Annotated in this window: 17 protein-coding genes; 9 read left to right on the top strand and 8 right to left on the bottom strand. The window is 70.7% G+C overall.

Annotation, left to right across the window (positions count from 1 at the left end):
• Positions 1 to 33: 33 nt before the first annotated feature.
• Positions 34 to 831, bottom strand: a complete 798-nt coding sequence (locus BCF44_RS30245; protein WP_116177828.1) for a class I SAM-dependent methyltransferase — start codon at positions 829 to 831, stop codon at positions 34 to 36.
• A gap of 93 nt (positions 832 to 924) precedes the next feature.
• On the opposite strand from BCF44_RS30245, the gene BCF44_RS55780 reads away from it, so the two are divergent.
• The 6 genes from BCF44_RS55780 to BCF44_RS30220 all read left to right on the top strand — a co-directional run bounded on the left by BCF44_RS55780 (position 925) and on the right by BCF44_RS30220 (position 11,825).
• The gene (locus BCF44_RS55780; protein WP_170217833.1) at positions 925 to 1,068 is read left to right on the top strand and encodes a hypothetical protein; all 144 of its coding nucleotides are present in this window, start codon (positions 925 to 927) and stop codon (positions 1,066 to 1,068) included.
• Between the two features lie 19 nt (positions 1,069 to 1,087).
• On the top strand, positions 1,088 to 3,892 hold the full coding sequence (locus BCF44_RS30240; protein WP_116177827.1) for a helix-turn-helix transcriptional regulator: 2,805 nt from the start codon (positions 1,088 to 1,090) through the stop codon (positions 3,890 to 3,892).
• Entirely contained in the window at positions 3,892 to 6,678 is a 2,787-nt protein-coding gene (locus BCF44_RS30235; RefSeq protein ID WP_116177826.1) for a helix-turn-helix transcriptional regulator, read from the top strand. Before BCF44_RS30240 ends, BCF44_RS30235 begins: the two co-directional genes overlap by 1 nt.
• Before the next feature lie 17 nt (positions 6,679 to 6,695).
• Positions 6,696 to 9,506, top strand: a complete 2,811-nt coding sequence (locus BCF44_RS30230) for a helix-turn-helix transcriptional regulator (RefSeq protein WP_116177825.1) — start codon at positions 6,696 to 6,698, stop codon at positions 9,504 to 9,506.
• Positions 9,507 to 9,559: 53 nt separating this feature from the next.
• Positions 9,560 to 10,480, top strand: coding sequence for an NADP-dependent oxidoreductase (locus tag BCF44_RS30225; RefSeq protein WP_116177824.1), 921 nt, complete (start codon positions 9,560 to 9,562; stop codon positions 10,478 to 10,480).
• A 121-nt stretch (positions 10,481 to 10,601) separates the two neighbouring features.
• Entirely contained in the window at positions 10,602 to 11,825 is a 1,224-nt protein-coding gene (locus BCF44_RS30220) for a COG4315 family predicted lipoprotein (RefSeq protein WP_116177823.1), read from the top strand.
• Positions 11,826 to 11,881: 56 nt separating this feature from the next.
• Here BCF44_RS30220 and BCF44_RS30215 read toward each other — a convergent pair whose 3' ends face one another.
• Together BCF44_RS30215 and BCF44_RS30210 are read right to left on the bottom strand one after the other, a co-directional pair.
• Positions 11,882 to 12,499 (bottom strand): anti-sigma factor family protein, encoded by a 618-nt coding sequence (locus BCF44_RS30215; RefSeq protein WP_147328694.1) that lies wholly within the window; start codon positions 12,497 to 12,499, stop codon positions 11,882 to 11,884.
• A complete protein-coding gene (locus BCF44_RS30210; protein ID WP_116177821.1) occupies positions 12,496 to 13,047 on the bottom strand; it encodes a sigma-70 family RNA polymerase sigma factor in 552 nt (183 codons plus the stop codon). The genes BCF44_RS30215 and BCF44_RS30210 overlap by 4 nt, the downstream gene beginning before the upstream one ends.
• Positions 13,048 to 13,349: 302 nt before the next feature.
• Here BCF44_RS30210 and BCF44_RS30205 point away from each other — a divergent pair, with 302 nt between their 5' ends.
• Complete coding sequence (locus BCF44_RS30205; protein WP_116177820.1) at positions 13,350 to 13,976, top strand: COG4315 family predicted lipoprotein; 627 nt, start codon at positions 13,350 to 13,352, stop codon at positions 13,974 to 13,976.
• Here the strand turns inward: BCF44_RS30205 and BCF44_RS30200 are convergent, their stop codons facing one another.
• Both BCF44_RS30200 and BCF44_RS30195 read right to left on the bottom strand, forming a co-directional pair.
• Positions 13,977 to 14,930 (bottom strand): DUF1996 domain-containing protein, encoded by a 954-nt coding sequence (locus BCF44_RS30200; protein ID WP_116177819.1) that lies wholly within the window; start codon positions 14,928 to 14,930, stop codon positions 13,977 to 13,979. It abuts the gene before it with no gap.
• A gap of 80 nt (positions 14,931 to 15,010) precedes the next feature.
• The gene (locus BCF44_RS30195) at positions 15,011 to 15,763 is read right to left on the bottom strand and encodes an alpha/beta fold hydrolase (RefSeq protein ID WP_170217832.1); all 753 of its coding nucleotides are present in this window, start codon (positions 15,761 to 15,763) and stop codon (positions 15,011 to 15,013) included.
• Between the two features lie 53 nt (positions 15,764 to 15,816).
• Here BCF44_RS30195 and BCF44_RS30190 point away from each other — a divergent pair, with 53 nt between their 5' ends.
• Entirely contained in the window at positions 15,817 to 16,362 is a 546-nt protein-coding gene (locus tag BCF44_RS30190) for a QsdR family transcriptional regulator (protein WP_147328693.1), read from the top strand.
• Here BCF44_RS30190 and BCF44_RS30185 read toward each other — a convergent pair.
• The 3 genes from BCF44_RS30185 to BCF44_RS30175 form a co-directional block, all read right to left on the bottom strand.
• Positions 16,331 to 18,088: a glycoside hydrolase family 76 protein gene (locus BCF44_RS30185; protein ID WP_246015741.1), complete on the bottom strand. Its 1,758-nt coding sequence runs from the start codon at positions 18,086 to 18,088 to the stop codon at positions 16,331 to 16,333. The genes BCF44_RS30190 and BCF44_RS30185 overlap by 32 nt on opposite strands.
• A gap of 128 nt (positions 18,089 to 18,216) precedes the next feature.
• Positions 18,217 to 21,120, bottom strand: coding sequence for a discoidin domain-containing protein (locus BCF44_RS30180; protein WP_116177816.1), 2,904 nt, complete (start codon positions 21,118 to 21,120; stop codon positions 18,217 to 18,219).
• A 125-nt stretch (positions 21,121 to 21,245) separates the two neighbouring features.
• Positions 21,246 to 22,274, bottom strand: coding sequence for a LacI family DNA-binding transcriptional regulator (locus BCF44_RS30175; RefSeq protein WP_116177815.1), 1,029 nt, complete (start codon positions 22,272 to 22,274; stop codon positions 21,246 to 21,248).
• 112 nt (positions 22,275 to 22,386) lie between these two features.
• Between BCF44_RS30175 and BCF44_RS30170 the strand changes: the two genes are divergently transcribed.
• Positions 22,387 to 22,590 (top strand): hypothetical protein, encoded by a 204-nt coding sequence (locus BCF44_RS30170; RefSeq protein ID WP_116177814.1) that lies wholly within the window; start codon positions 22,387 to 22,389, stop codon positions 22,588 to 22,590.
• Positions 22,591 to 22,593 lie beyond the last annotated feature (3 nt).

The raw sequence follows: 22,593 nt of genomic DNA, 5'->3' as shown, positions 1-22,593 counted from the left end.
CGTACCAGAAGGTAGGCCGGTGATCACGGGCCGTCAAGGTCGCCCGCCGGGTATGCCCGACTTGCGCCCCCACGCCGAAATCATCGGGGACGTGGCCAGATCCAGCCGCCCGGCCTCGATGTCCCCCAGGTACTGGCCGACCTCGTCCGCGGTGGCCAGTCCGTTGTCCACCAACTGGTCGCGGATCTGACGCACGGTAGCCGCCTCCAGCGCCACGCACGCCGGCGAGGTGATCGGGAAGTAACCCTCCGCCCCCACCTCGGTCAACCCGACCTCGCGGAGCAGCCGCGGCAGCTTCCGCCCGTACGCCAGGTCGGCGCCGCGAGCCGCGAGCAGTTCTCGGAACCCGCGCCGCAGCCGGTTGGCCCGCTCCTGCTCCGGGCCGTACTCGTCGAGGCAGATCAGCGGCTGCGCGGCGGGGTCGGCCTCCTCCAGGAACAGCCAGCCGCCCGGGTTCAGCGCGTCGACGAGGTGCCGCAGCGCCCGCTCCCGATCGGGCACGTGCAGCAGCACCAGCCGGGCGTGGATCAGGTCGAAGCCGACCTCCGGCGGCGGCTCGGCGACGTCGTGCCTGAGGGCCCTTACCCCCGGCGCGGCGGCGAACCATGAGGTGTCCAAGTCGGTCGCCAGGACGTCACCGAATCGTGTCGCGAGCCACTCCGGCACGGTCGGCCCGCCCGCCCCGACCTCCCAAACCCGCAGGTCGGGGCCGGTTCCGAGGGCCTCGATGCGACGGAACGTGCCGGGGTCGAACAGCTCGCCGAGCGCCCGGAACCGGATGCCGGCCTCGGTCCTGGCGTTGTCCAGCAGGTAGCCCTCCTCAGTGCCCATGCGCCGATCATGCGCCCGGACTGCGTGGCTGCCCAATGTGGGCGGGGGCGCCTCAGCACGAACCTCGTAACCGTCGGGAAGGGGAGGTTCGTCATGTGGCAGGCCAAGGACTCGAACTACCAGTTCGTGCTGGACAAGCAGGAGGCGCTCAGGCAGGCGGCCCAGGAGACCAGGCTGGTTCGCAAGGGGCAGCGGCGGCGCTGGTGGAAGCGGTCCAACCCGCCGCAGTCGCGGTGACGATGTGCAAGCATGCGATGTGCCGCGCATCGGATCCGGAGTCCCGCTGGTCGCCCGCCGGGCGGAACTGGCGGTCCTGGAATCCGCGCTGGCGGCCGCCGCTGCGGGCAAGGCCGGGGCGGTGTTGCTTGCCGGCGACGCCGGCGTCGGCAAGACCCGCCTGCTGACCGAGTTCATCGCACGGTCACAGGCCACGGTGCTGACGGGCCGGTGCCTCGACGTCGAGCGCGCCGGCCTGCCGTACCTGCCGTTCGTGGAGGCGCTGGGCCGGCTGCCCGTGTCCGGCGCCTCCGGGCTCGACGACGCCCTGGAGCAGCTGCGGTTGTTCGAGGCGGTGCACACGGAGTTGGCGGAGATGCCCGGCCCCGTGCTGCTGGCGTTGGAGGACCTGCACTGGGCGGACGCGGCGACACGGGACCTGTTGCTGTTCCTGGTGTCCCGGCTGGGTCGGCAGCGGCTGCTGGTCGTCGCCACGTACCGGGTGGACGACCTGCACCGCCGGCATCCGCTGCGGCCGCTGCTGACCGAGCTGGGCCGCTTGTCCACTGTGGAACGCGTCGAGCTCCGGCCGTTCGACCGGGCCGACGCAATGGCGTTCGTGTCGGCCCTGTCGGACGACACGTTGCCGGAGGCGACGCTGCGGGGCATCGCCGAGCGGTCGCAGGGCAACGCCTTCTTCTGCGAGGAGCTGACCGCCGTCTACGGCAGCGGCACCGGCGTGCCGGCCGCTCTGGCGGATGTGTTGCTGGCGCGGGTGGAGCGGCTGGGGCGGGATGCCCAGCGGGTGGTCCGCGCCGCCTCCGCCGCCGGCAACGCGGTGGAGCATTCGGTGCTGCAAGCCGTCACGGATCTCGACGACCTCGACGAGGCCGTACGGGAAGCGGTGCAGCACAACGTGTTGGTCACCGCCGACCACAGCTACGCCTTCCGGCACGCGCTGCTCGGCGAGGCGGTGTACGGGGATCTGTTGCCGGGTGAGCGGGTTCGGCTGCACGCCGGCTACGCGAAGGTGGTGGAGTCGCCGTCGTTGCTGGCGTATCACGCCCTCCAGAGCCACGACCTGCCGACCGCGTTGTCGGCGTCGATCCGGGCCGCCGAGGAGGCGTCCGCGATGCTGGCCCCGGTGGAGGCGCTGCGGCACATCGAGCAGGCGTTGCAGCTGGTCAACACGGTGCCGGAGCCCGGCGTCACCGAGTACACGCTGCTGCGGATGGCATCCCGGACGGCGATGGCCGCCGGTCACGCCGACCGGGCCATCGCGTACGCCCGCTCGTCGATCGAGCTGGCCGACGGCCCGGAGTCCGGGGCCTACGCACGGCATCAGCTCGCGGAGGCGCTGATCCCGCTGGAGACGGCCGCGCCGGAGATCGGTGTCGCCGTCGCCGAGGCGTGGGAGCTGGTCAAGGAACTGCCGCCGAGCCGGGTGCAGGCGAAGATCCTCGCGCTGCGGGCCCGGGAATGGGTCTGGGCCTGGCACAGCGGTCTCGACGTCGACGAGTTGACGGACCTGGCCGAACGGGCCCGGGAGATGGCGGCGGAACTCGGCGACGACGACGTCGAGATCGACTCGCTGGTGACGCTGGCGGTGTTCGCCGAATGGCGGGGCAGGATGGCCGAGGCACAGCGCCTGTACCGGGCCGCGGCGACCCGGGCGGCGGCGACCGGCGCCTACGCGGTCGAGCTCCGGGCGCTGAACAACCTCGCCGTGAGCATGACGGTCCGCGGCCGGCCCCGCGAGGCGCTGCGCATCTCCGAGGAGATCATCGAGCGGGCCACCGCCGTCGGCCTGACCTGGTCCGACAAGGCGATCGAGGCCCGGATATCCCGGCACTTCAACCGGTTCAGCCTCGGCGACCTGCCGCTGGACACGCCGATCGAGGACCTGTCGGCCGCGCCGCGGTGGGCGGCACAGCGGTTCGAGGCGTCCGGGCTGTACTGGCTGGCCATCGCCGGCCGGTTCGAGGAGGTCACCGAGGCCGCCGAGCGGCTCATGGCCGACATCGACGACCTGCGGACCCTCGAACGGATCCGGTTCGCGCTGGCGGAGTCCGCGCTGTGGCGCGGGGATCCCGGCGAGGCCCTCGGCCAGGCGCGGCAGATCCTCGACTGGCTCGCCAGCCTGCCCCGGTCGGGCGTGGCGGACTCGCGGATGGCCGGGGCCATCGCGCTGACCGCGCTGGCCGACCTCGCGGCGGAGGCCCGGCGTCGGCGTGACGACACGGCGGTGCGTGAGCTGGTGGCGGAGGGTGAGCGTGTCCGCGAGATCGTCGAGCGGCACGGCTCGCACGCCATGCACGCGCTGTGGGCCTTCGAGTCGGGGAATCCGGAGGTTGTAGTCATGGAGGGCCGCATGGCCGCCGAGTTGAGCCGGCTGCACGGCGTCAACGACGTCGACCTGTGGCAAGCCGCGGTGGCTCCGAGCGACGGGTTCATCTACCAGCGCACCGTGGCGCGTTGGCGGCTGGCCGAGGCGCTGCTGGATGCCGGCCGGCGCGAAGAAGCCGGCAAGGAGCTGAATTCCGCGCACGCCGAGGCCCATCGTATGAACGCTGCACCCCTGCTGGCAGCGATCGAGGCCTTGGCAAGGCGGGCACGTATACCCCTGCCGGGTATTACCCCCACGAGCGACGAGCTTCTCACGCCACGAGAGCGGGCGGTGCTGGAGCTCGTGTCGTCCGGGCTGACGAACCGCCAGGTCGGCGAACGCCTTTACATCAGCGAGAAAACCGCCAGCGTCCACCTGTCGCGGGTGATGGCGAAGCTCGGGGCTTCGAGCCGCACGGAGGCCGTGTCGCTGGCCTACGACCGGGGACTGCTGGCGTAGTGCGCACCGGGTCGGGGGTCCCGCTGATCGGCCGCCAGCAGGAGCTGGCGGCGCTGGAGTCGGCGCTGGCGGCCGCGTCTGAGGGGCAGGCGCGGGCGGTGCTGCTCGCCGGCGACGCCGGAGTCGGCAAGACGCGGCTGCTGACGGAGTTGTGCGCGCGGGCAAACGGATTCACGGTGCTGACGGGTCGCTGCCTGGACGTCGCCGGCTTGCCGTACCTGCCGTTCGTGGAGGCTCTGGGACAGCTGCCGGTCGCCGGCGCCTCCGGGCTCGACGGCGCCATGGAGCAGCTGCGGCTGTTCGAGGCCGTACATACGGAGTTGGCGGAAAAGCCGGGGCCTGTGTTGCTGGCGTTGGAAGACCTGCACTGGGCCGACGCGGCCACCCGGGATTTGTTGCTGTTCCTGGTGTCCCGGCTGAGCCGGCAGCGGCTGCTGATCGTCGGGACATATCGGCTGGACGACCTGCACCGCCGGCATCCGCTGCGGCCGCTGCTGGCCGAACTGACGCGATTGTCCGCTGTGGATCGTATCGAGCTTCGACCGTTCGACAGGGCCGACGCCATGGCATTCGTGTCGGCCCTGTCGGACAACGATCTGCCCGAGACGACGCTCCGGGGCATCGCCGAGCGGTCGCAGGGCAACGCCTTCTTCTGCGAGGAACTGACCGCCGTCTACGGCGACGGGGTGCCGTCCGGTCTCTCGGACGTGCTGCTGGCGCGCGTGGAACGCTTGGGGCCCAATGCCCGGCGGGTGGTTCGCGCCGCCTCCGGCGCCGGCGGCGCGGTGGAGCATTCGGTACTGCAAGCCGTCACCGAAGTCGACGACCTCGACGATGCCGTACGGGAAGCGGTGCAGCACAACGTGTTGGTCACCGCCGACCACAGCTACGCCTTCCGGCACGCACTGCTCGGCGAGGCCGTATATGGGGATCTGATGCCCGGAGAGCGGGCCCGGCTGCACGCTCGATACGCCCGACTGGCCACCTCGCCGGCCGCGTTGGCGTATCACAGCCTGCAAAGCCACGACCTGCCGACCGCGATGCGTGCGTCGGTCCAGGCCGCCAACGAGGCCGCGGACCTGCGCGCCCCGGCCGAAGCCCTGCGCCACATCGAGCAGGCACTGCAACTGTTCGACGCCGTCCCGGACCCCGGCGTCACGGAGTATCGGTTGCAGCTCATGGCATCCCGGATGGCGCTGGCCGCCGGCCATGCCGAGCGGGCCGTCGCCTACGCCCGCTCAGCCGTGGCGCTGGCGGACGATCCGGAGGACGGCGCGAAGGCCCGGCATCAACTCGTGCTGACGCTGCTGCCGATGGAAAAGGCGGCAGAGGTGGCCGCCGCCGTCGGCGAGGCGTGGGAACTGATCAAGGATCGGCCTCCGAGCGTGGTGCAGGCCCAGATCCTCGCGCTGCGCGCCCGGGAATGGGTCTGGTACGGCGGACCCGGTCTCGAGCTCGAACACCTTGAGCGGCTGGCCGAGCGGGCCGCCGAGATCGGCACCCTGGTCGGGGCCGAGGACGTGGCCATCGACGCGCAGATCACGCTCGCCATGTACGCGCACTGGCGACGCGAGGTCGAGAAGACCGAACATCTGCTGCGCGACGCCGCGAGCCGGGCGGCCGCGCTCGGCACGTACGCCATCGAGCTGCGTGCCCTGAAGAATCTGGCGTTCGTCCGCTACTACCAGAGTTCGTTCGGCGAGATGCTCGCGGTCGTCGAAGAGATCCTCGAACGAGCCACTGCGGTGGGCTTGACCTGGGCGGAGATCGCGGTGGAGGCCCGCATCGCACTGATCGAGGTGCCGTTCATGATCGGCAAGCGGTCGACGGCCGAGCCGTTCGGCGACTACTCGGCCGCGCCGCGGTCGGCCGCGCTGCGGTTGCAGGCCGCCGAGCTGTACCAACTCGCCGTCGCCGGCCGGTTCGACGAGGTGGACGAGGCCGCGGGCGGGATCTTGGCCGGCACCCACGACGCCGTCGCCGTGGAACGCGTCCGCTTCGCGGTGGCCGAGGCGGCGCTGTGGCGCGGCGACCCCCGCGTCGCTGTCGACGAGAGCGTCCGGGTCATCGACTGGCTCGTCGAGCTGCCCAGTGCCGGCGTGACTGACTCGCGGATGGCTGGCGCGACCGCGCTCGCCGCGCTGGCCGACATCGCCGAGCAGGCCCGACGTAACCGGGACGAGGAGGCGGCGCGCAACGCCGTCACGGAGGGCGAACGCCTGTACGAGAAGGTATTGGCGCTAGGCAACTACGCACTGAAGATCCACTGGCAGCAGCAGGTCCGCCACCCCGAAACGATCCTCCAGGAAGCCCGGATGAACGCCGAGCTGAGCCGGCTGCGCGGAGAGAAGGACGTCGAAGTCTGGCGAACCGCGGTGACCACCGCCGACATGTTCCGGTACCGGCAGGCCACGGCACGCTGGCGGCTCGCGGAGGCGTTGCTCGACCATGGTCGGCGCGAGGAGGCGGCCGTGGAGCTCCAGGCCGCGCACGCCGATGCCGTCCACATGGGAGCGACGCCGCTGCGGGAAGCGGTGGAGGCGTTGGCCCGGCGGGCACGCGTCGCGCTGGCCGGGGTGGAGCCGGAGACGGAATTCCTCACGCCTCGCGAATACGCCGTGCTGGAACTCGTGTCGACGGGGCTGACAAACCGCCAGGTCGGCGAGCGGCTCTACATCAGCGAGAAGACCGCCAGCGTGCACCTGTCGCGGGTGATGGCCAAGCTCGGGGCTTCGAGCCGTACGGAGGCAGTGTCGGTGGCGTACGAGCGTGGGCTGCTCACGTAGCTGTGCAACCATGCAGTGTGCCGCGCATCGGATCCGGAGTCCCGCTGGTCGCCCGCCAGGCGGAGCTGGCGGCGCTGGAGTCGGCGCTGGCCGCCGCGTCCGAGGGCCGGGCCGGCGCGGTGTTGCTGGCCGGCGACGCGGGCGTCGGCAAGTCCCGGCTGCTGGCCGAGCTGACCGCACGGGCGGGGGTCACCGTGCTGACCGGCCGTTGCCTGGACATCGAGGGCGCCGGTCTGCCGTATTTGCCCTTTGTCGAGGCACTGGGCCAGCTGCCGGTCGCCGGCGGCTCCCGGCTCGACGACGCCATGGAGCAGCTGCGCCTGTTCGAGGCCGTCTACACCGAGCTGGCCGAACGAGCCGCCGACAACACCGTCCTGCTGGCCCTGGAGGATCTGCACTGGGCGGACGCCGGCACGCGCGGCCTCCTGCTGTTCCTGGTGTCCCGGCTCAGCCGGCAACGACTGCTGATCGTCGGCACCTACCGTCTGGACGACCTGCACCGCCGGCACCCGCTTCGGCCGCTGCTGACCGAACTCGCCCGCCTGTCCACCGTGGAACGGATCGAGCTGCGCCCGTTCGACCGCACCGACGCGATGGCGTTCGTAGCGGCCTTGTCGGACAGCGTGTTGCCGGAGGCGACGCTGCGGAGCATCGCCGATCGCTCCGAGGGAAACGCCTTCTTCTGCGAGGAATTGACCGCAGTCTACGGCAGCGGCACGGGCGTTCCCTCCGGCCTGGCCGACGTGCTACTGGCGCGCGTGGAACACCTGGGCCCCAACGCCCAGCGGGTGGTCCGCGCCGCCTCGGGAGCCGGCGGCGCAGTGGAACACTCGGTGCTGCAAGCCGTCACCGAGATCGGCGACCTCGACGAGGCGCTGCGAGAAGCCGTGCAGCACAACGTGTTGGTCACCGCCGACCACGGCTACGCCTTCCGGCACGCGCTGCTGCGCGAGGCCGTGTACGGCGATCTGCTGCCGGGCGAGCGGGCCCGTCTGCACGGGAACTACGCCCGGCTGGTGACTTCGCCGGCCTCGCTGGCGTATCACAGCCTGCAGAGCAACGACCTCCCCAAGGCGTTGACGGCGTCCGTCCAGGCCGCCGAAGAGGCGGCCGAGCTGCGCGCCCCGGCCGAGGCTCTGCGTCACGTCGAGCAGGCGCTTCGACTGTTCGAGGCGGTCCCGGACCCTGACGTCACCGAGTATTCGTTGCAGCGCCTGGCATCCCGGATGGCGCTGGCCGCCGGCGAGATCGAACGGGCGGTCGCCTACGCCCGCGCGGCGGTGGCCCTGGCCGACGACCCGGAGACCGGCGCCGAGGCCCGGCACCAGCTCGTGTTGACCCTGTTCCCGATGCAGTCGGAGTCGGCGGAGATCGCGGCCGCCGCCGCCGAGGCCTGGGACCTCATCAAGGACCACCCGCCGAGCGTGGTGCAGGCGAAGATCCTCGCGCTGCGGGCGCTGGAGTGGCGGTGGCACGGCGGCGCGGTCCTCGACCTCGACGTGCTGGAGCGGTTCGCCGTCCGTGCCCGCGACATCGCCACCCGGATCGGCGCGCACGACATCGCGGTCGACGCCATGGTCACGCTGTCGGTCTTCACCTATTGGCACGACAAGCCCGACGAGGCGCTGGCGATGCTCCGGGACACCGCGACGCGCGCGGCGGCGGTCGGCGCGTACAACGTCGAGCTCCGCGCCCTGGCGAACGCGATGATCTTGCTGCTCGACCAGGGGCGGACCGGTCCGGCGGTCGCGATCGCGGACGAGATCGCCGACCGCGCCGCCGCCGTCGGCCTGACCTGGTCGGACTACGCGGTCACGAGCCGGATGGTGCGGGCCGAGGCCCTGTTCCACGCGGGCGAGCTGGCCGCCGGCGACTCGGACGGCGATCACTCGGCCGCCCCGCCGCGGGCCGCGCTGATCATCGAGTCCGCCGCCCTGTACCGGCTGGCGATCGCCGGCCGGTTCGAGGAGGTCGACGCGGCGGCGGCGCGCATCATGACCAGCACCGACGACGCCGTGACCATCGAACGGGTGCGCCTCGCGGTGGCCGAGGCGGCGCTGTGGCGGGGCAGGCTCCGCGAGGCCGTCGACGAGTGCGCGCGAACCCTGGACTGGCTGGCCGAGCTGCCCCATCCGGTGCCGATCCGGTCCCGGATCGTCGGCACGATCACGCTGGCCGCGCTGGCCGACCTCGCCGAACAGGCCTGGAGCCGTCGGGACGAGGAGGCCGCCCGCGACGCCATCGCCGAAGGCGAGCGGCTGTACGAATCGGTGATGGCGCACGACACCCGCACGCTGGAGCGGCAGTGGCGACAGGAGATGCGCAGCCCGGAGGCCGTCTGCATGGACGCCCGGATGCACGCCGAGTTGAGCCGGCTCCGCGGCGAGAGCGACGTCGAGGCCTGGCGCGTCGCGGTGGAGGCCGGGAAGCACACCAAGTACTGGCAGGCTGTCGCGCGCTGGCGGCTGGCCGAGGCGCTGCTGGCCGGCGGCTGGCGCGATGAGGCCGCCTCGGAGCTGCACACCGCCCACGCCGACGCCGTCCGCTGCGGGGCCAATCCGCTTCGAGCGGCCATCGAGTCGTTGGCACGACGGGCGCGTATCGCCGTCGACGGCGTGGAACCGGACAGCGATGACCTGTTGACGCCACGGGAACTCGCCGTGCTGGAGCTCGTGTCGTCGGGCCTGACCAATCGTCAGATCGGCGACCGCCTCTACATCAGTGAGAAGACCGCCAGCGTGCACCTGTCCCGGGTGATGGCCAAATTGGGTGCTTCGAGCCGCACCGAGGCCGTGTCGCTGGCATACGAGCGGGGACTGCTGGCATAAATCCCGCCACCGGGTGGTTGAGGGTTCACATAACCCGACGAGGAGGCTCGGACATGCCCAAGGCGGTCAGGTACAACGAGTTCGGCGGCATCGACGTGCTGGACGTGGTCGAGGTGGACCGCCCGGTCCCCGGCCCCGGCGAGGCGCTCGTGCAGGTGAAGGCGGCCGGCATCAATCCCGGCGAGGCGAGCATCCGCCAGGGCGCGTTCGCGCAGGTGTGGCCGTCCACGTTCCCGTCGGGGCAGGGCAGCGACCTGGCCGGTGTCGTCGCCGAACTGGGTGCGGATGTGAGCGAGGTCTCGGTCGGCGACGAGGTGATCGGCTGGACCGACGATCGCGCCAGCCAGGCCGAGTTCGTCGTGGTGCCGGTGACGCAGCTCACGCCGAAGCCCGCCGGTGTGACGTGGGAGCAGGCCGGCTCGCTGTTTGTCGCCGGCACCACCGCGTGGGCGGCGGTACGGGCGGTCGCGCTGTCCAAGGGCGACACCGTCGTGGTGTCCGGCGCGGCCGGCGGCGTCGGCTCGCTGGTGGTACAGCTCGCGGTGGCCGAGGGCGCGAATGTGATCGGCATCGCCGGACCGTCCAATCAGGACTGGCTGGCCGCCCACGGCGTGACGGCGGTCGAGTACGGCGACGGTCTCGCGGAACGGGTGCGCAAGGCCGCCGGGGGCACTGTCGACGCCTTCATCGACACCTACGGCGCGGACTACGTCGAGTTGGCGCTGGAACTGGGCGTCGACAAGGACCGGATCAACACGATCATCAACTTCCCCGCCGTCGAGAAGTACGGCATCAAGGCCGAGGGCAACGCCCAGGGCGCCAGCGCCGAGGTGCTGGCCGAGCTCGCCGGCAAGATCGCGGCGTCCGAACTGGAACTGATCGTTGCCCGAACCTACCCTCTGGCCGAGGTTCGGGACGCATATGCCGAGCTAGAGCGCCGGCACACCCGCGGCAAGATCGTGCTGATTCCCTGACTTACGACGGGCGGCGAACGGTTCCTCGAAAAATCGTTGAACCGTTCGCCGTGGGTCCCCGTGTAGATCGCGAACGGCTTCCGGACGACCGGAACCCGCGAGCCCACACAGGAGAAACCCCATGTCCCGCAAGCATGTTGTGTCCCTTGCTGCCCTCGTCGCCGCCGGCGCCGCGATGCTCGCCGCATGCGGGACCCAGGAGGCGACGCAGCCTCAGACGGCTCCCGCCGCCACCAACGCCGCCGACGCCACGCCCTTGAACCTGTTGCAGGGCACCGCGAAGTCCAACAACGCGACCATGGGCACCGGCGACTGGGCCCCGCCCGGCGCGCCCGCCGCCGTCGCCCAGAAGTGGGTGCAGCTGTCCGCCGGCGTCGCCGGGAACCTGGATCCGGTCGTCACCAACGGCGCGCACAAGGTGCTCTATGTCTTCGACAAGGACACCGAGGACACCTCCAACTGCACCGGCGCGTGCAAGACCACCTGGCCGCCGGTGGAGATCAACCCGAAGGGCGGCAAAGTTTTCGTCGCCGGCGTCGACCCGCGGGCGGTCGGCTTCATCAAGCGCGCCGACGACGGCAACTTCCAGCTCACCCTGAACCACCACCCGATCTACACGTTCAGCAAGGACGTGAAGCCGTTCGACACCAACGGCGAGGCCGTGCAGAACATCTGGTGGGCGGTCGAGCCCGACGGCTCGCGCAACTTCGGCGGCCACACCCCGCCCGGGTCCACCCCGCCGGCGACCAGCACCACCACCCCGCCCACCGGCGCCCCCACCGCCGCGCTGACCGCCAAGAGCGCGATCCTGTTCGACGACAAGAACTTCGCCGACTCCGGCGCCTCGCAGGGCGTGGCCGGTCCCGGCTGCCAGCCGGTGGCGCGCCCCGGCGTGACCTCGTCGATCACCACCGACGGCACGCTCAAGCTGTGGACCGGCGACAACTGCACCGGCAAGTCCATCGTCATCAACGGTGACGTCCGCGACCTCGCGTCCATCGGCTTCGACAACGCCATCCGCTCGGTGCGCTTCGGCGACGGCGGCAGCACCACCACGCCGCCCACCACCACGACCAAGAACAACAGCAACCTGACCGCCACCAGCGCCATCCTGGACAGCGGCAAGAACCTCCAGGAGCCCGACGGCTCGCAGGCCGTCGCCGGCCACGGCTGCCAGAACGTCGGCAACCCGTCCGGCGTGTCCTCCATCCAGGCCGACGGCACCTACAAGCTGTGGACCGGCCCCAACTGCACCGGCAAGTCCATGATCGTCACCGGCAACCAGCTGGACCTGAGCACCATCGGCTTCGACAAGATGGTCGCCTCCATCCGCTTCGCCGACTGACACCCGCACGCCAGAAGGGGACCGGCCCACCGGCCGGTCCCCTTCTCGCAGGTCGATCAGAGAGTGACCGACACGAACTTCGTGCCGGCGGGGCTTTCCAGGAGGATGCTGGTGATGTCGGCCGGATCGACCAGGGCGCTGGCGTCCACCGTGGACTGTGGGGAGCTGACCCGCCAGCCGGCGGCGATGGTGCGGCGGCCGTCCTTGCCGACGAGCACGAGTTCGCACTCGACCCCCACCGGCAGCCCGCTGACGGCGGCGGAGATGTGCGACCAGCCGGTGGTCGGGGCGAAGGACACGGCCAGCGAGGCGCCGGTGCCGGCGTCCACACCGCTGGCCCGTACGGGACCGAGGGAATCACCGGATCGCCCGACCATCACACCGGTCGTCACGGCGACGGCGGTGACGACTGCGGCAGCGGAGGCGAGGAAGGCCCCGCGACGGCGGCGGGAGGCGGCGGACTCGGCCCGGATCTGCCGAAGGGCCCGTTGCAGCACCTGGTCGCCGTCGGGCGGTGGACCGTTGAGCACGGTGTCGACGATGCGCTGGAACTCGTGGAACTCGGCGACCTCGTCGCTGCACTGCTCGCAGGTGAGCAGGTGCCGCTCCAACAGCCGCGAGCGCTCCTCGTCCAGGGCGCCGGCGAGGTAGCGCTCCACATCAGGGTTCTTCATGACACCGACCGTTCCAATCCCGCTTCGAGCCCCGGGAGAAAGGCGCGCAGCGCGCGGAGTGCGTGAAAAGAGCGGGACTTCACGGTCCCCAGCGGAATGCCCAGCGCGGACGCGGCCTCGCTGGCGGTGGCCCCGAGCAGGTAGATCTGCTCCAGCACCTCGCGGTGCTCGGCGGACAGCCGCCCCAGCGCGGCCCCGACGACCAGCGAGTTGACGACCCCGTCGGCATGGTCGTGGGCGACGGCCGCCTCGACCGGCGGCTCGGCGACCTCCAGCGGCCGCGACGCCCGCGCGCGGGCCCGGTCCGTGACGAGATTGCGCACCACCGTGAGCAGCCAGCCGCGCACCGAGCCGCGGCCGTTGACCAGGGCGTCCGGGTGCTGCCAGGCCCGCACCAGCGCCTCCTGCACGACGTCCTCCGCCGCGGCGCGGTCCCCGATGAGTCGATACGCGTACGCCAGCATGGCGCCGCCGTGCTCGCGGAACAGCGAGCGCAGCAGCGCCTCGTCGGCGACCTTCTGGCGGGCGCTCCTGCTCAGCCCTGCCATCGCTACCACCTTCCGTGTCGACCCCCGTGCACCGACCGGCAAATCCGATCGGCCTCATCGAGGAACACGGTCGTGCCGCGCGGCCCGCTGACCGCCGCGTGCCGCCGGCCGCCGACGCCTGCCCGTTCGCACAACCGTCCACAGTGGAGCAGGGCCGGGCCCGCGCGACGCCCTGCACACCGCGCGGACCCGGCCCTTGCGAGACACACGAGCGGATCGCCGCATCGGTTCAAAGAAATTTCGACCTGAACCGGCGGCGCCGGACAGCCGTGTCTGCGGCAACCATCGAGGAGTTGAGTGCCATGCGGCTACCGAAGCTGATCCTGTCCACGTCCTTCCTGGTCACCGCCTTGATCACGGTGACGGCCTGCGGCAGCGTCGCGGGCACGCCGCAGGCGGTGAAGATCAAGAACGTCGAGCACGTCGTCACGTTGCCGAGCCCCGTCGCCGTCCCGCCGCCGACGGTCGCCAAGACCCAGAAGCGCGTGCAGATCTTCAGCGGCCCGTCGGACCAGCCGGTGGTGGCCACGCCGAACATCGCCCCGGGCAGCCACGACGTCCAGCTCAAGGTGGGCCTGTCCGACAAGATCGGCTCGTACCTGACCGACGGCGACGGCAACACGCTCTACCGCTTCGACAACGACAGCAACATGCCGCCGAAGTCGACCTGCAACGGGGAATGCGCCAAGACCTGGCCGCCGCTGCTGATCGCCTCCCCCGGCAAGATCTTCCCCACCGGGGTGGACCCGCAGCTCATCGGCTACGTCGAGCGCGCCGACGGCACCTGCCAGGTGACCGTGAACGGCTGGCCCGTGTACTACTACTCCGGCGACCACAACCCGGGTGACCTCAACGGCCAGGGCATCAAGAACGTGTGGTTCGCGGTCAACCCGACCGGCGGCAAGACCCCGCCGCTGCCGGGCAAGTGATCAGCAGTGCCGACCGGAGTTCACGCAGTCGACGACGGTGGCCATCAGCGAATCGGGCATCACGTCGACGAACATGGCGTGGTCGGTGACGGAGCTGTAGTGCTCCTCCGGGAAGGCGTCGATCGCGTAGTGCGTGCCCGGCGGCAGCGTGTACGCGACCTCGATGTGCAGCTCCGGCACCGGGAACGTGCCCAGCGGACAACCACCGCCCACCGCCGGGAACACCAGGTGGGCGCGGTGGTCCGGGCTGTCGGTGGTGGTGCCGTTCCAGCAGTTGGGGAAGTCGAACACGCGGATCGTCTGCTGCCCCGCCCCGCACTCCGGGTAGTCGACGGTGGCCTTGTCGCGGACGCCGGAACACGTCCACTGCACGTGGTCGGTGTTGACGAGCCCCTCGCTGTAGCCGTGCGGGTTTCCGGTGGTGCCACGCAGGAATCGCGGCATCGCGATGACGCTGCTGACCGGGCTGCCGCGGTACTCGACACGCACCGAGGTCGGCACCGCGATGGTGCTGTGGTTCATGGACATGCCGTCCATGCCGTCCATCTGCGTCATCGCGGACGGCATCAGCAGGACCGGCCAGTAGTACGTCGACTTGTCGCCGAACTGGCAGGTGGTGTTCGCGGCGGCCAGGGTCGCGTCCGTGGAAAGCGCGTTCGTCGAGGTGTTGCCGACGTAGTCGTGCACGTGGTGCGCGCCGCCGGGGACCCCGGGCTGCGCGACCAGGTTGTCGGAGTTGTACATCCGCTCCTGGTTGTGCCCGCAGTCGACGTGCCAGCTGCCGCGCGAGCCGGCGGACGTGAACGCGGCCGGCGTCGGCGCCGGGCTCGCGTCGGCGATGTCGACGTAGGTCGCGCCGCCGGGCACACTGAACCAGCGGTAGGCCACGACTCCGCCCGCGACCAGTGCCAGGCACAGCACGGGCAGCAGGATCCGCCAGGGCCGTCTGCTCACCGGAGCAGCATCACAAACGGTCACGGCGCCGAACAAATCAGGTCCGCGAACGGGCAGCGGTGCCGTCCCGTTCGGTCGAGCTAGGCGTTGGCCGTCAGGAATGCGCGTAGTGGCGGATTGACCTCGTCCGGGTTGGTCAGGCTCAGGAAGTGCGCACCGCCCTCGACCAGCACCACCGGCTCGGCCTTGGGCACCGCCGCGGCGATCTCCTCGGCCCGCTCCACCGGATAGGCGGCGTCGGCGCCCCCGTGCAGCACGAGCGCCGGGCAGGAGATCTCACCCAACCGGTCCAGCAGGCCGTCGCGGTCGACGAGCACGTTCAGCAGCACGTGCACGCGGTCGATCGGCAACGCCCGCAGCTTGATCCGCCACGCCGATGAATCCATGGCGCCGATGCAGATGGTGGCGACCATGTCGAGCAGCTGGTCGGTCGGCCCCTGCGTGGCCCACAGCGTGCCCAGGCCGCGGTACGCCTCGGCGACCTGCGGGTCCTCCGCCGCGGCCGAGCTGCCCAGCACGGCGATCGCGGTGACACGCTCGGGCGCGATCAGCGCGAGCCGCATGGCGACGAAGCCGCCCTGGCTGGTGCCGACCGCCGCGAACTGGTCGATGCCGAGCTGATCGAGGACCTCGAGCACGTCGTTGGCGACGTCCCAGTAGGTGAAGGGGCCGTCCACCGGGCTCTGGCCGTGGCCACGGATGTCCACCGTGACCAGGCGGAACGCATCGCCGAGCGCGGCGACCTGCGGCGCGAACATCTCGCCGTCCATGAGGAAGCTGTGCAGCAGGACGACCGCCGGGCCGCCGCCGCCGTGGTCAACGAAGTGCGTCACGCCGCGCCTCCCTGTGAGACAATCCATTCATTTGTCTCACAGGGAGGTCGGATTTGACAAGGAACAGCACCGAGGACGTGGTCCGCGCGGCGACCGCCGCCTATCTCGCCGGCCGTCCGCTGGACATGTCCGCACTGGCCGGCGAGCTCGGTCTCAGCCGCGCCACGCTGTACAGACGCATCGGCAACCACGACGAACTGGTCGGCATGGTGCTCGCCGACCAGACCGAGCGCACCTTCCGGTTCTGCCTGGAGAGCGTGTCCGCCGAGGGCCTGGACCGGGTGCGGGCGGTCTTCGAACGGTTCATGTACGCCGTGATCGGCGCCGAGCCGCTGCGGGCGTTCATCACCCGCGACCCGCTGCTGTTCATCCGGACCGTGCTCGCCCCGGGCCTGGTCGAGCAGCGCGCCACGACGCTGTTCGCCAAGCTGCTGGCCGATGCCGGCGTCGACTTCGCCGTGCCGACCGGCGTCCTGGCACAGGCAATCGTGCGCATCGGCGACTCGTTCATGTACACCCACCTGCTCGGCGGCCACGAGCCGGAGACCGACAACGTCATCGCGCTGGTCAACCTCCTGCTGGACTCTGCGTCGCGGTGAGGGCTTCCAGGGCGCTGGCCTGCGTCCGCCAGTCGGCGGGGTTCGGCGAGCCGCCGGCCCAGCGCAGACCGAGGTGGTTCAGCGCGTCGCGATCGTTGGCCCACAACGAATTCGCCTGCGTCTGAAGAAACGGCTGGTCGCCGAGCTCGGCCAGGTAGCGGGCCAGGATGCCCTTGAACTGCTTCTGGTTGTCGTCGCAGTTCGGCTCGCAGGACTCGGTGATGATGCCGGTGCTGGCGGCGTTGGCCAGCCGAGACGCGATGGTCAGCCAAGCGCCGTTGCCGGTGGCCTTGTAGAGCTCGTCGAAGCCGCCGATCGCCAGGCCCTGGTTGTAGGTCCACACCGTCTGACCGTTGTTGCGGCAGTCCGCGGTAAGGCCGTCGTTGACCTGGTTGGCACCGTTGATCAGGCCGCTGTTCAGGTACCAGTTGCCGGCGGTGATCGCGCGCTGGCCCCAGGTCGAGTCGCCGGGTGTGTCTAGGTGCAACGCGGCGGTCAGTCTGAGGTAGAGGCCGTTGGTCACCGCGTTCTTGTACGTACGCTCGCGATCCCACCACACGCCACCGCCGCAGGTGCTCGTGTCCCAGAACCCGTTGACGTAGTTGGCAATCGTCGTCGCCTCGGTCAGGTATCGCTGATCGTGGGTGTATTCGTAGGCGGCGATCCAGGCCAGGCCCCACCACGCCGAATCGTCGATCGCGCGGCTGATGAAGTCGCCGTCGATCGGGTCGCTCGACTTGACGCCGGCCGGGAACGACCCCTTGTTCACGTCGAAGGTGCGGCCGATGACCCAGTCGTAGTCATGGTTTCCGGTCTGCCTCGCGTAGTCGATCAATGCCGTCAGCGTCGCCGCCGAGTTCCACCAGCTGCTCGGCCACCAGGCCTGGTAGGTGTCGTAGGAGTACATCAGCGCGTCCGCCGCCGCACCGGCCCGCGTCGGCGTCGGGCGCGCCCACGCCGTGCAGCTTCCGTTGGAGTGGGTGGCTTCCTTGCCACAGGCCCGGATCGCGCCGCCGTACAGCTTGGCCCGTGGATCCCTGGTGGCGAACATGGTCGTCCTGCCGGTGGTCGTGCGGCCGAGCGAGGACCCGTCCGGCCAGCTCGCGCCCTCGTTCCAACTCCGGTCCAGCCAGACCTCGTCGCCGGGACCGTTGCCCTCCATCGTCGCCCAGGCCATACCGTTGGCGTCGGTGTGCAGCCGGATCGTCCGACCGTAGATGCTCGTCGGCGCAACGGGTTGCGTGTCGCCGACCGCCTGCGACGGGCTCGTGTTGTCGCACAGCTTGTCGCACACGTTGGGATAGAGCCAATCGGTGCAGCCGACCGCGTTCGCGTCGCCGCAGGCCCGGATCACGCCGCGGCGGTGCCCGACCGGGTCGTAGATGTTGTACATCAGCGTTCTGGTGCCGGTCCACGTGCTCGGGATGCTGGCCTTGCCCAGCAGTCCCTCCCAGGTGGCGCCGCCGTCCCAGGAGCGGTCCAGCCACACCGAGTCGCCGGCCTGGCCCAGGTCGATGCTGGCCCAGTCCATGCCGTCCGGGACCGAGACGTGCAGCTGGATCTTGCGGCCGTTGATGTTCTTGTCCGGCAGGGGGAAGGTCTCCTGCTGGGCCCTCGACGGGTCGAGGGTGTCGCAGGACAGGGCGCAGACGGTCGTCGTGGCCGCCGCGGCAGGGGCGGGCGGCAGCGCCAGGACGATCAGGAGGAGCGGCAGGAGCCTGATCACCCTTCGCAGGATGGCAGCGCTCTCACGACCCCGCATCCCCTCGCCGCGCTTCTGGCCGGAACCGGACAACGGCGTGAACGGGCCATTCCACCGCTCCTGGTGGTGGAATGGCCCGTTCCGGCCCCCGGCTACTGGTAGACGCCGAACTCGTAGAGCGAGTACCCGTAGGTGGTGCCGCGCTGCGTGCCGGTGAGGCGGACGAACCGACCGGAGCCGCTGACGTCGAAGTCCTCCACGCCGCCGGCGCCGGTGGTGGTGCTGTGGATGGTGGTCCAGTTGGACACCCCGTCCGGCGACACCTGGATGGTGTACGCCTTGCCGTAGGCGGATTCCCAGACCAGCTGGATGTGGTGGATCGCGGTGGTCTGACCGAGGTCGACCTGGATCCACTGTGGATCGCTCCAGTCGGTGGCCCACCGCGTCCCGGTGTTGCCGTCGACGGCGTTCGAGGGCGGGTACGGCGCGCCGTTGCCGGTCTGCTGGTAGCTGGAGGCGGTGGTCGGCTTGCCGAGGGCGACATTGGTTCCGTTGACAGGCGGCACGGTCACCTTGATCGACCGCGTCTCCACGGCGACGTTGCCGTGGCCGTCATAGGCGTACACGTACACCTTCCAGACGCCGAGCTGGTTCGGCGCGGTGACGCTGAACGAGTTCGCGCCGGTCTGGATGAAGTCGGCGTACCGCAAGGTGGTGCCGCCGTCGACGTATTTGCTGGTGTACATCAGGTTGTACCGGACGGTGCCCGGCACGGCGACGCTGACGGTGAACTGCCTGCCGGCGCTGACGGTCTGCGGCACGGACATGTCCGTGATCACCGGACCGGCCGGGGTCGACGGCGACCCGCCGTAGAGCTGCGCGACCTGGTAGTAGGTCGGGAACTTCCAGCCACCCGGTTCGAGGTTGAACCAGATGCCGCCGAAGTCGTTCTCATTGCCGTAGTTGAACAACGTCGCGCCGAGCGCCACACCGGTGTGGCCGTGCACGCAGTTCCACGCGTTCGCGTAGCCGGCGACCTTCTGCTGGTCGGTGGGCTCGGTCGGGACACCGTTGGCGTCGCCCGGAACTTCCCACTCCCCCGGCTCGCCGGACTCGGTCACGATGTACGGCTTGGTGTAGCCGCCGTTGAGCCAGTCCTGCCGCACGGTGCAGACAGCGCCGTAGGAGTTGACGGCGTAGAGGTCGAGCGACGGGGTGTTGGCCTTGTAGTACGGCCAGGCCCCGGTCCAGGCGTCGGTCGACGTCACCGGGTGGTTCGGGTCGGCCGCGTGGATCGCCTGGGCGACCCGCTCCACGTATCGGGCGTACGCGTTGCGCTCGGCCTCCAACTGCGCGCCGGAATACGTGTTCTGCAACGTCAGCAGCACCTCGTTGCCGACGTCCCACATCAGCACGCCGGGATGGTTCCTGTACGCGTCGACCTGCTGGACGATCGACGCCAGCGTGCTGTCCTCGTACGCGGTGTCGTTCACGAAGTCGGTGCCCTGGTTGAGCCAGAACCCGTTGATCACCTTGATCCCGTTGGCGGCGGCGCGGTCCAGCAGCGGCTGACTCGAGGCATCGGTGCCCCAGGTCCGGACCGTGTTGACGCCCAACTCCCGCAGGTCCTGCATGTGCGCGTCGGCGGTCGCGCTCTGCGGGCCGAAGGTGACCCCCTTGATGTAGTAAGGGTTTCCGTTCACCGACAGGCCCCAGTTGCCCTGCCCGCCGGTCACCTTCACCACGCTCGACCCGCCCGGCACCGGCGGCGCCGACAGCGGCGGCGGCACCGCGCCGGTGCTCTGGTACACGCCGACCGAGCCGATGGACAGCACGCCGCCGGACGACGTCTGCGGGCTCGGCGAGGTACAGCCGCAGACGGTGTTCGGGTAGCCGCCGCCGATCGCGAGGTCGAACACGAGGAAGAACCCGTGATCGACGGCGGCCTGCCAGGTGCTGACCCCGACCTGGCTTTCCCTCACCTGCCAGACCTGTTGTCCGTCGATGGTGAACCGGATCTGCTCGTCGCTCAGCGTCCGGTCGATCACCTCGGCGTACGTGTGGTACGCGGTCTGGCAGTCGCCACAAGTGCCCAGCCCGCTGGTCACCCCGTTGTACTCGTTGCAGTTGCCGCCGGGAACCGTGCCGCAGTGCAGGGTTTCCGACGACTGCGCGCGGCCGTTGACGCCCTCCATGATGTCGGTCTCGCCCACCGCCGGCCACGCGCCGACGTTGCCGCGGTAGGCGGACCCGTAGGCGCGGAAGGCCGGCCAGTAGCCCAGGGCGTTGGAAACGTCGGGCTGCTTGATGGACGCCGTGATCATGAGCTGGCCGCCGGCCGGGGCGGCGAAATCGGTCCGCTGGGACTCGATCCGGCCGGAGGTCCAGTTGCCGCCGCTGTTGACGGCGGTGAGGTTCACGTGTCCGTTGCCGTCCAGGGCAACGTTGGCGGCGGTGTTGGTCTCCACCTCGCCGCTGGACGGGTTCGGGCCCGTGTCGGTGATCCAGTTGGCCCCGTTGGGGACGCTGCCGGCCGCGCCGGGGAAGTTGTCCGTCCAGACCGGCGTCCAGCCGGGCTGCGACGCGCCGCCGCCGTAGACCTGGAACTCCCACAGCGAGAAGCCGTAGCCGGTGGCGCGCTTGCTGCCGTGCATGCGGACGTAGCGGCCGGTTCCGCTCACGGAAAGCGTTTGCGTGCCACCGGTGCCGGTGGTGGTGGCGTAGACGTCGCGCCAGCCGGTGTTGCCGTCGTCGGAGAGCTGGATCTCGAACGCCGACGCGTAGGCGGCCTCCCACTGGAGCACGACCTGGCCGATCGCCTGCGACGAGCCGAGGTCGACCTGGACCCACTGGTCGTCGTGCCAGGAGCTGGCCCAGCGGGTGTTCGGGTCGCCGTCGACGGCGTTCCCGGCCGCGTAGCCGGCGCCCTCCGTGGACGAGGCGGTCGCCGGCCGGCCCTGGGAGAGCAGGGTTCCGGCGGCGTGGACGGGGGGCGGGTCGAGCACCAGTGCGCACAGGCCGAGCACGAGCAGCAGCGCACAGGAGAGAGCCTTCATCGGTTCTCCAGAGGTACGTCGTGGCAGCGGACCGAGTAGCCCCTCTGGCGGGAGAGCGCTCTCCGTATTGCCAGGCAGTTGTACCCCGACGCCCCGTACCCGTCAAGGAGAGCGCTCTCCGATGCTCAGGCGGAGTCGCGGACCACCAGCGACGGCTCGAAGATCACCGACGTCACCCGCTCGCCCTCGCCGCCGATGCGCTCGATCACCAGTCGGGCCATCTCGGCGGCCATGTCCTCGACCGGCTGCCGGATGGTGGTCAGCTGTGGCCGGCAGCTCAGCGCCGCCCCGCTGTCGTCGAAGCCGATCACCGCGACGTCCTCGGGAATGCGCTTTCCATGCTTCCGCAGCACGTCCAGCGCGCCCATCGCCATCAGGTCGTTGGCCACGAACAGGCCGTCGAAGGACTGCGCCAGCAGCGTCTCGGTGGCCCGCTCGCCGCCGGTCTGGGTGAAGTCGCCCTCGGCGCTGGGCACGTACGCCTGGCCGTGCCGGGCCATCGCCGACCGGAAGCCGGCCAGCCGGTCCTGTCCCGCCGGCGTGTCCAGCGGTCCGCTGATCGTCGCCACCTGCTTGCAGCCCCGCGCCACCAGGTGCTCGGCGGCCAGCCGCGCGCCGTCCTCGTGCGCCACGTCCACGTAGCTCATCGGGATCGACTGCACCGGGCGGGCGAACATCACCGTCGGCACGCCGGCCACCGTGAGCAGGGACGGCAGCGGGTCGCGCGGGTCGATGGAGATCAGCAGCACGCCGTCGAAGCGGTCCTGCCGCAGCCGGTTCACCAGCTGCTTGCGGGCCTTCTCCGAGTCGACCAGCATCAGCACCGGGTTGACGTCCATCGGCCCGAGCACCCTCAGCACGCCGCTGACCACGCGCCCGAAGAACGGGTCGGCGAACACGCCGCCGGGGAACGCGTCGGTGTGCTTGCTCGGCTCGGAGACCACCAGGGCCACCGCGCCGGTCCGCCTGGTGACCAGCGAGCGCGCCGCCCGGTTGGGCACGTACCCGGTCTGTTCGATCGCCCGCTCGACCGCCTCCCGCAGCTCGGGGTCGACGTTGCGGATGCCGTTGACCACGCGGGACACCGTCGCCCGGGACACGCCGGCGACTTTTGCGACGTGCTCCAGCGTGGGCGGCGCCTGCTCGGTGCTCATACCGCATTTGTAGCACGGCCGGAGAGCGCTCTCCGTCCACGCAACCCCGAGCCCCCGCCAGTCGTCTCTAGCAGCGACCGGGGCGCGTGGGTTGGTCGGACGGGAGGTAGCAGTGATTCGTGCGGACCGTGAACTGCTCGCCGAACTCATGAGCGTCAACGACGCCGTGCCCCGGGTGACGCTGGCGATGCTGGACGGCACCTTCAGCCGAGAACAGCACGCCGACTTCGGGGCCCGCCTGGTGGCGCTGGGCCATGCCGTGTGTGCCCGCGGCAGCGATGAGCCGACCGTCGTCGTCGACGGGGCTGTGGGCTAGCGG

It is taken from the genome of Kutzneria buriramensis (assembly GCF_003387475.1).
In the GTDB taxonomy this organism is placed as follows: domain Bacteria; phylum Actinomycetota; class Actinomycetes; order Mycobacteriales; family Pseudonocardiaceae; genus Kutzneria; species Kutzneria buriramensis.
This window is presented reverse-complemented; position numbering and strand designations above follow the sequence as displayed.

What these genes read in the sequence shown, in the direction of transcription:
- BCF44_RS30245 (WP_116177828.1), bottom strand. Translation starts at nt 831, where the DNA reads ATGGGCACTGAGGAGGGCTACCTGCTGGACAACGCCAGGACCGAGGCC.
- BCF44_RS55780 (WP_170217833.1), top strand. Translation starts at nt 925, where the DNA reads ATGTGGCAGGCCAAGGACTCGAACTACCAGTTCGTGCTGGACAAGCAG.
- BCF44_RS30225 (WP_116177824.1), top strand. Translation starts at nt 9,560, where the DNA reads ATGCCCAAGGCGGTCAGGTACAACGAGTTCGGCGGCATCGACGTGCTG.
- BCF44_RS30220 (WP_116177823.1), top strand. Translation starts at nt 10,602, where the DNA reads ATGTCCCGCAAGCATGTTGTGTCCCTTGCTGCCCTCGTCGCCGCCGGC.
- BCF44_RS30215 (WP_147328694.1), bottom strand. Translation starts at nt 12,499, where the DNA reads ATGAAGAACCCTGATGTGGAGCGCTACCTCGCCGGCGCCCTGGACGAG.
- BCF44_RS30210 (WP_116177821.1), bottom strand. Translation starts at nt 13,047, where the DNA reads ATGGCAGGGCTGAGCAGGAGCGCCCGCCAGAAGGTCGCCGACGAGGCG.
- BCF44_RS30205 (WP_116177820.1), top strand. Translation starts at nt 13,350, where the DNA reads ATGCGGCTACCGAAGCTGATCCTGTCCACGTCCTTCCTGGTCACCGCC.
- BCF44_RS30180 (WP_116177816.1), bottom strand. Translation starts at nt 21,120, where the DNA reads ATGAAGGCTCTCTCCTGTGCGCTGCTGCTCGTGCTCGGCCTGTGCGCA.
- BCF44_RS30175 (WP_116177815.1), bottom strand. Translation starts at nt 22,274, where the DNA reads ATGAGCACCGAGCAGGCGCCGCCCACGCTGGAGCACGTCGCAAAAGTC.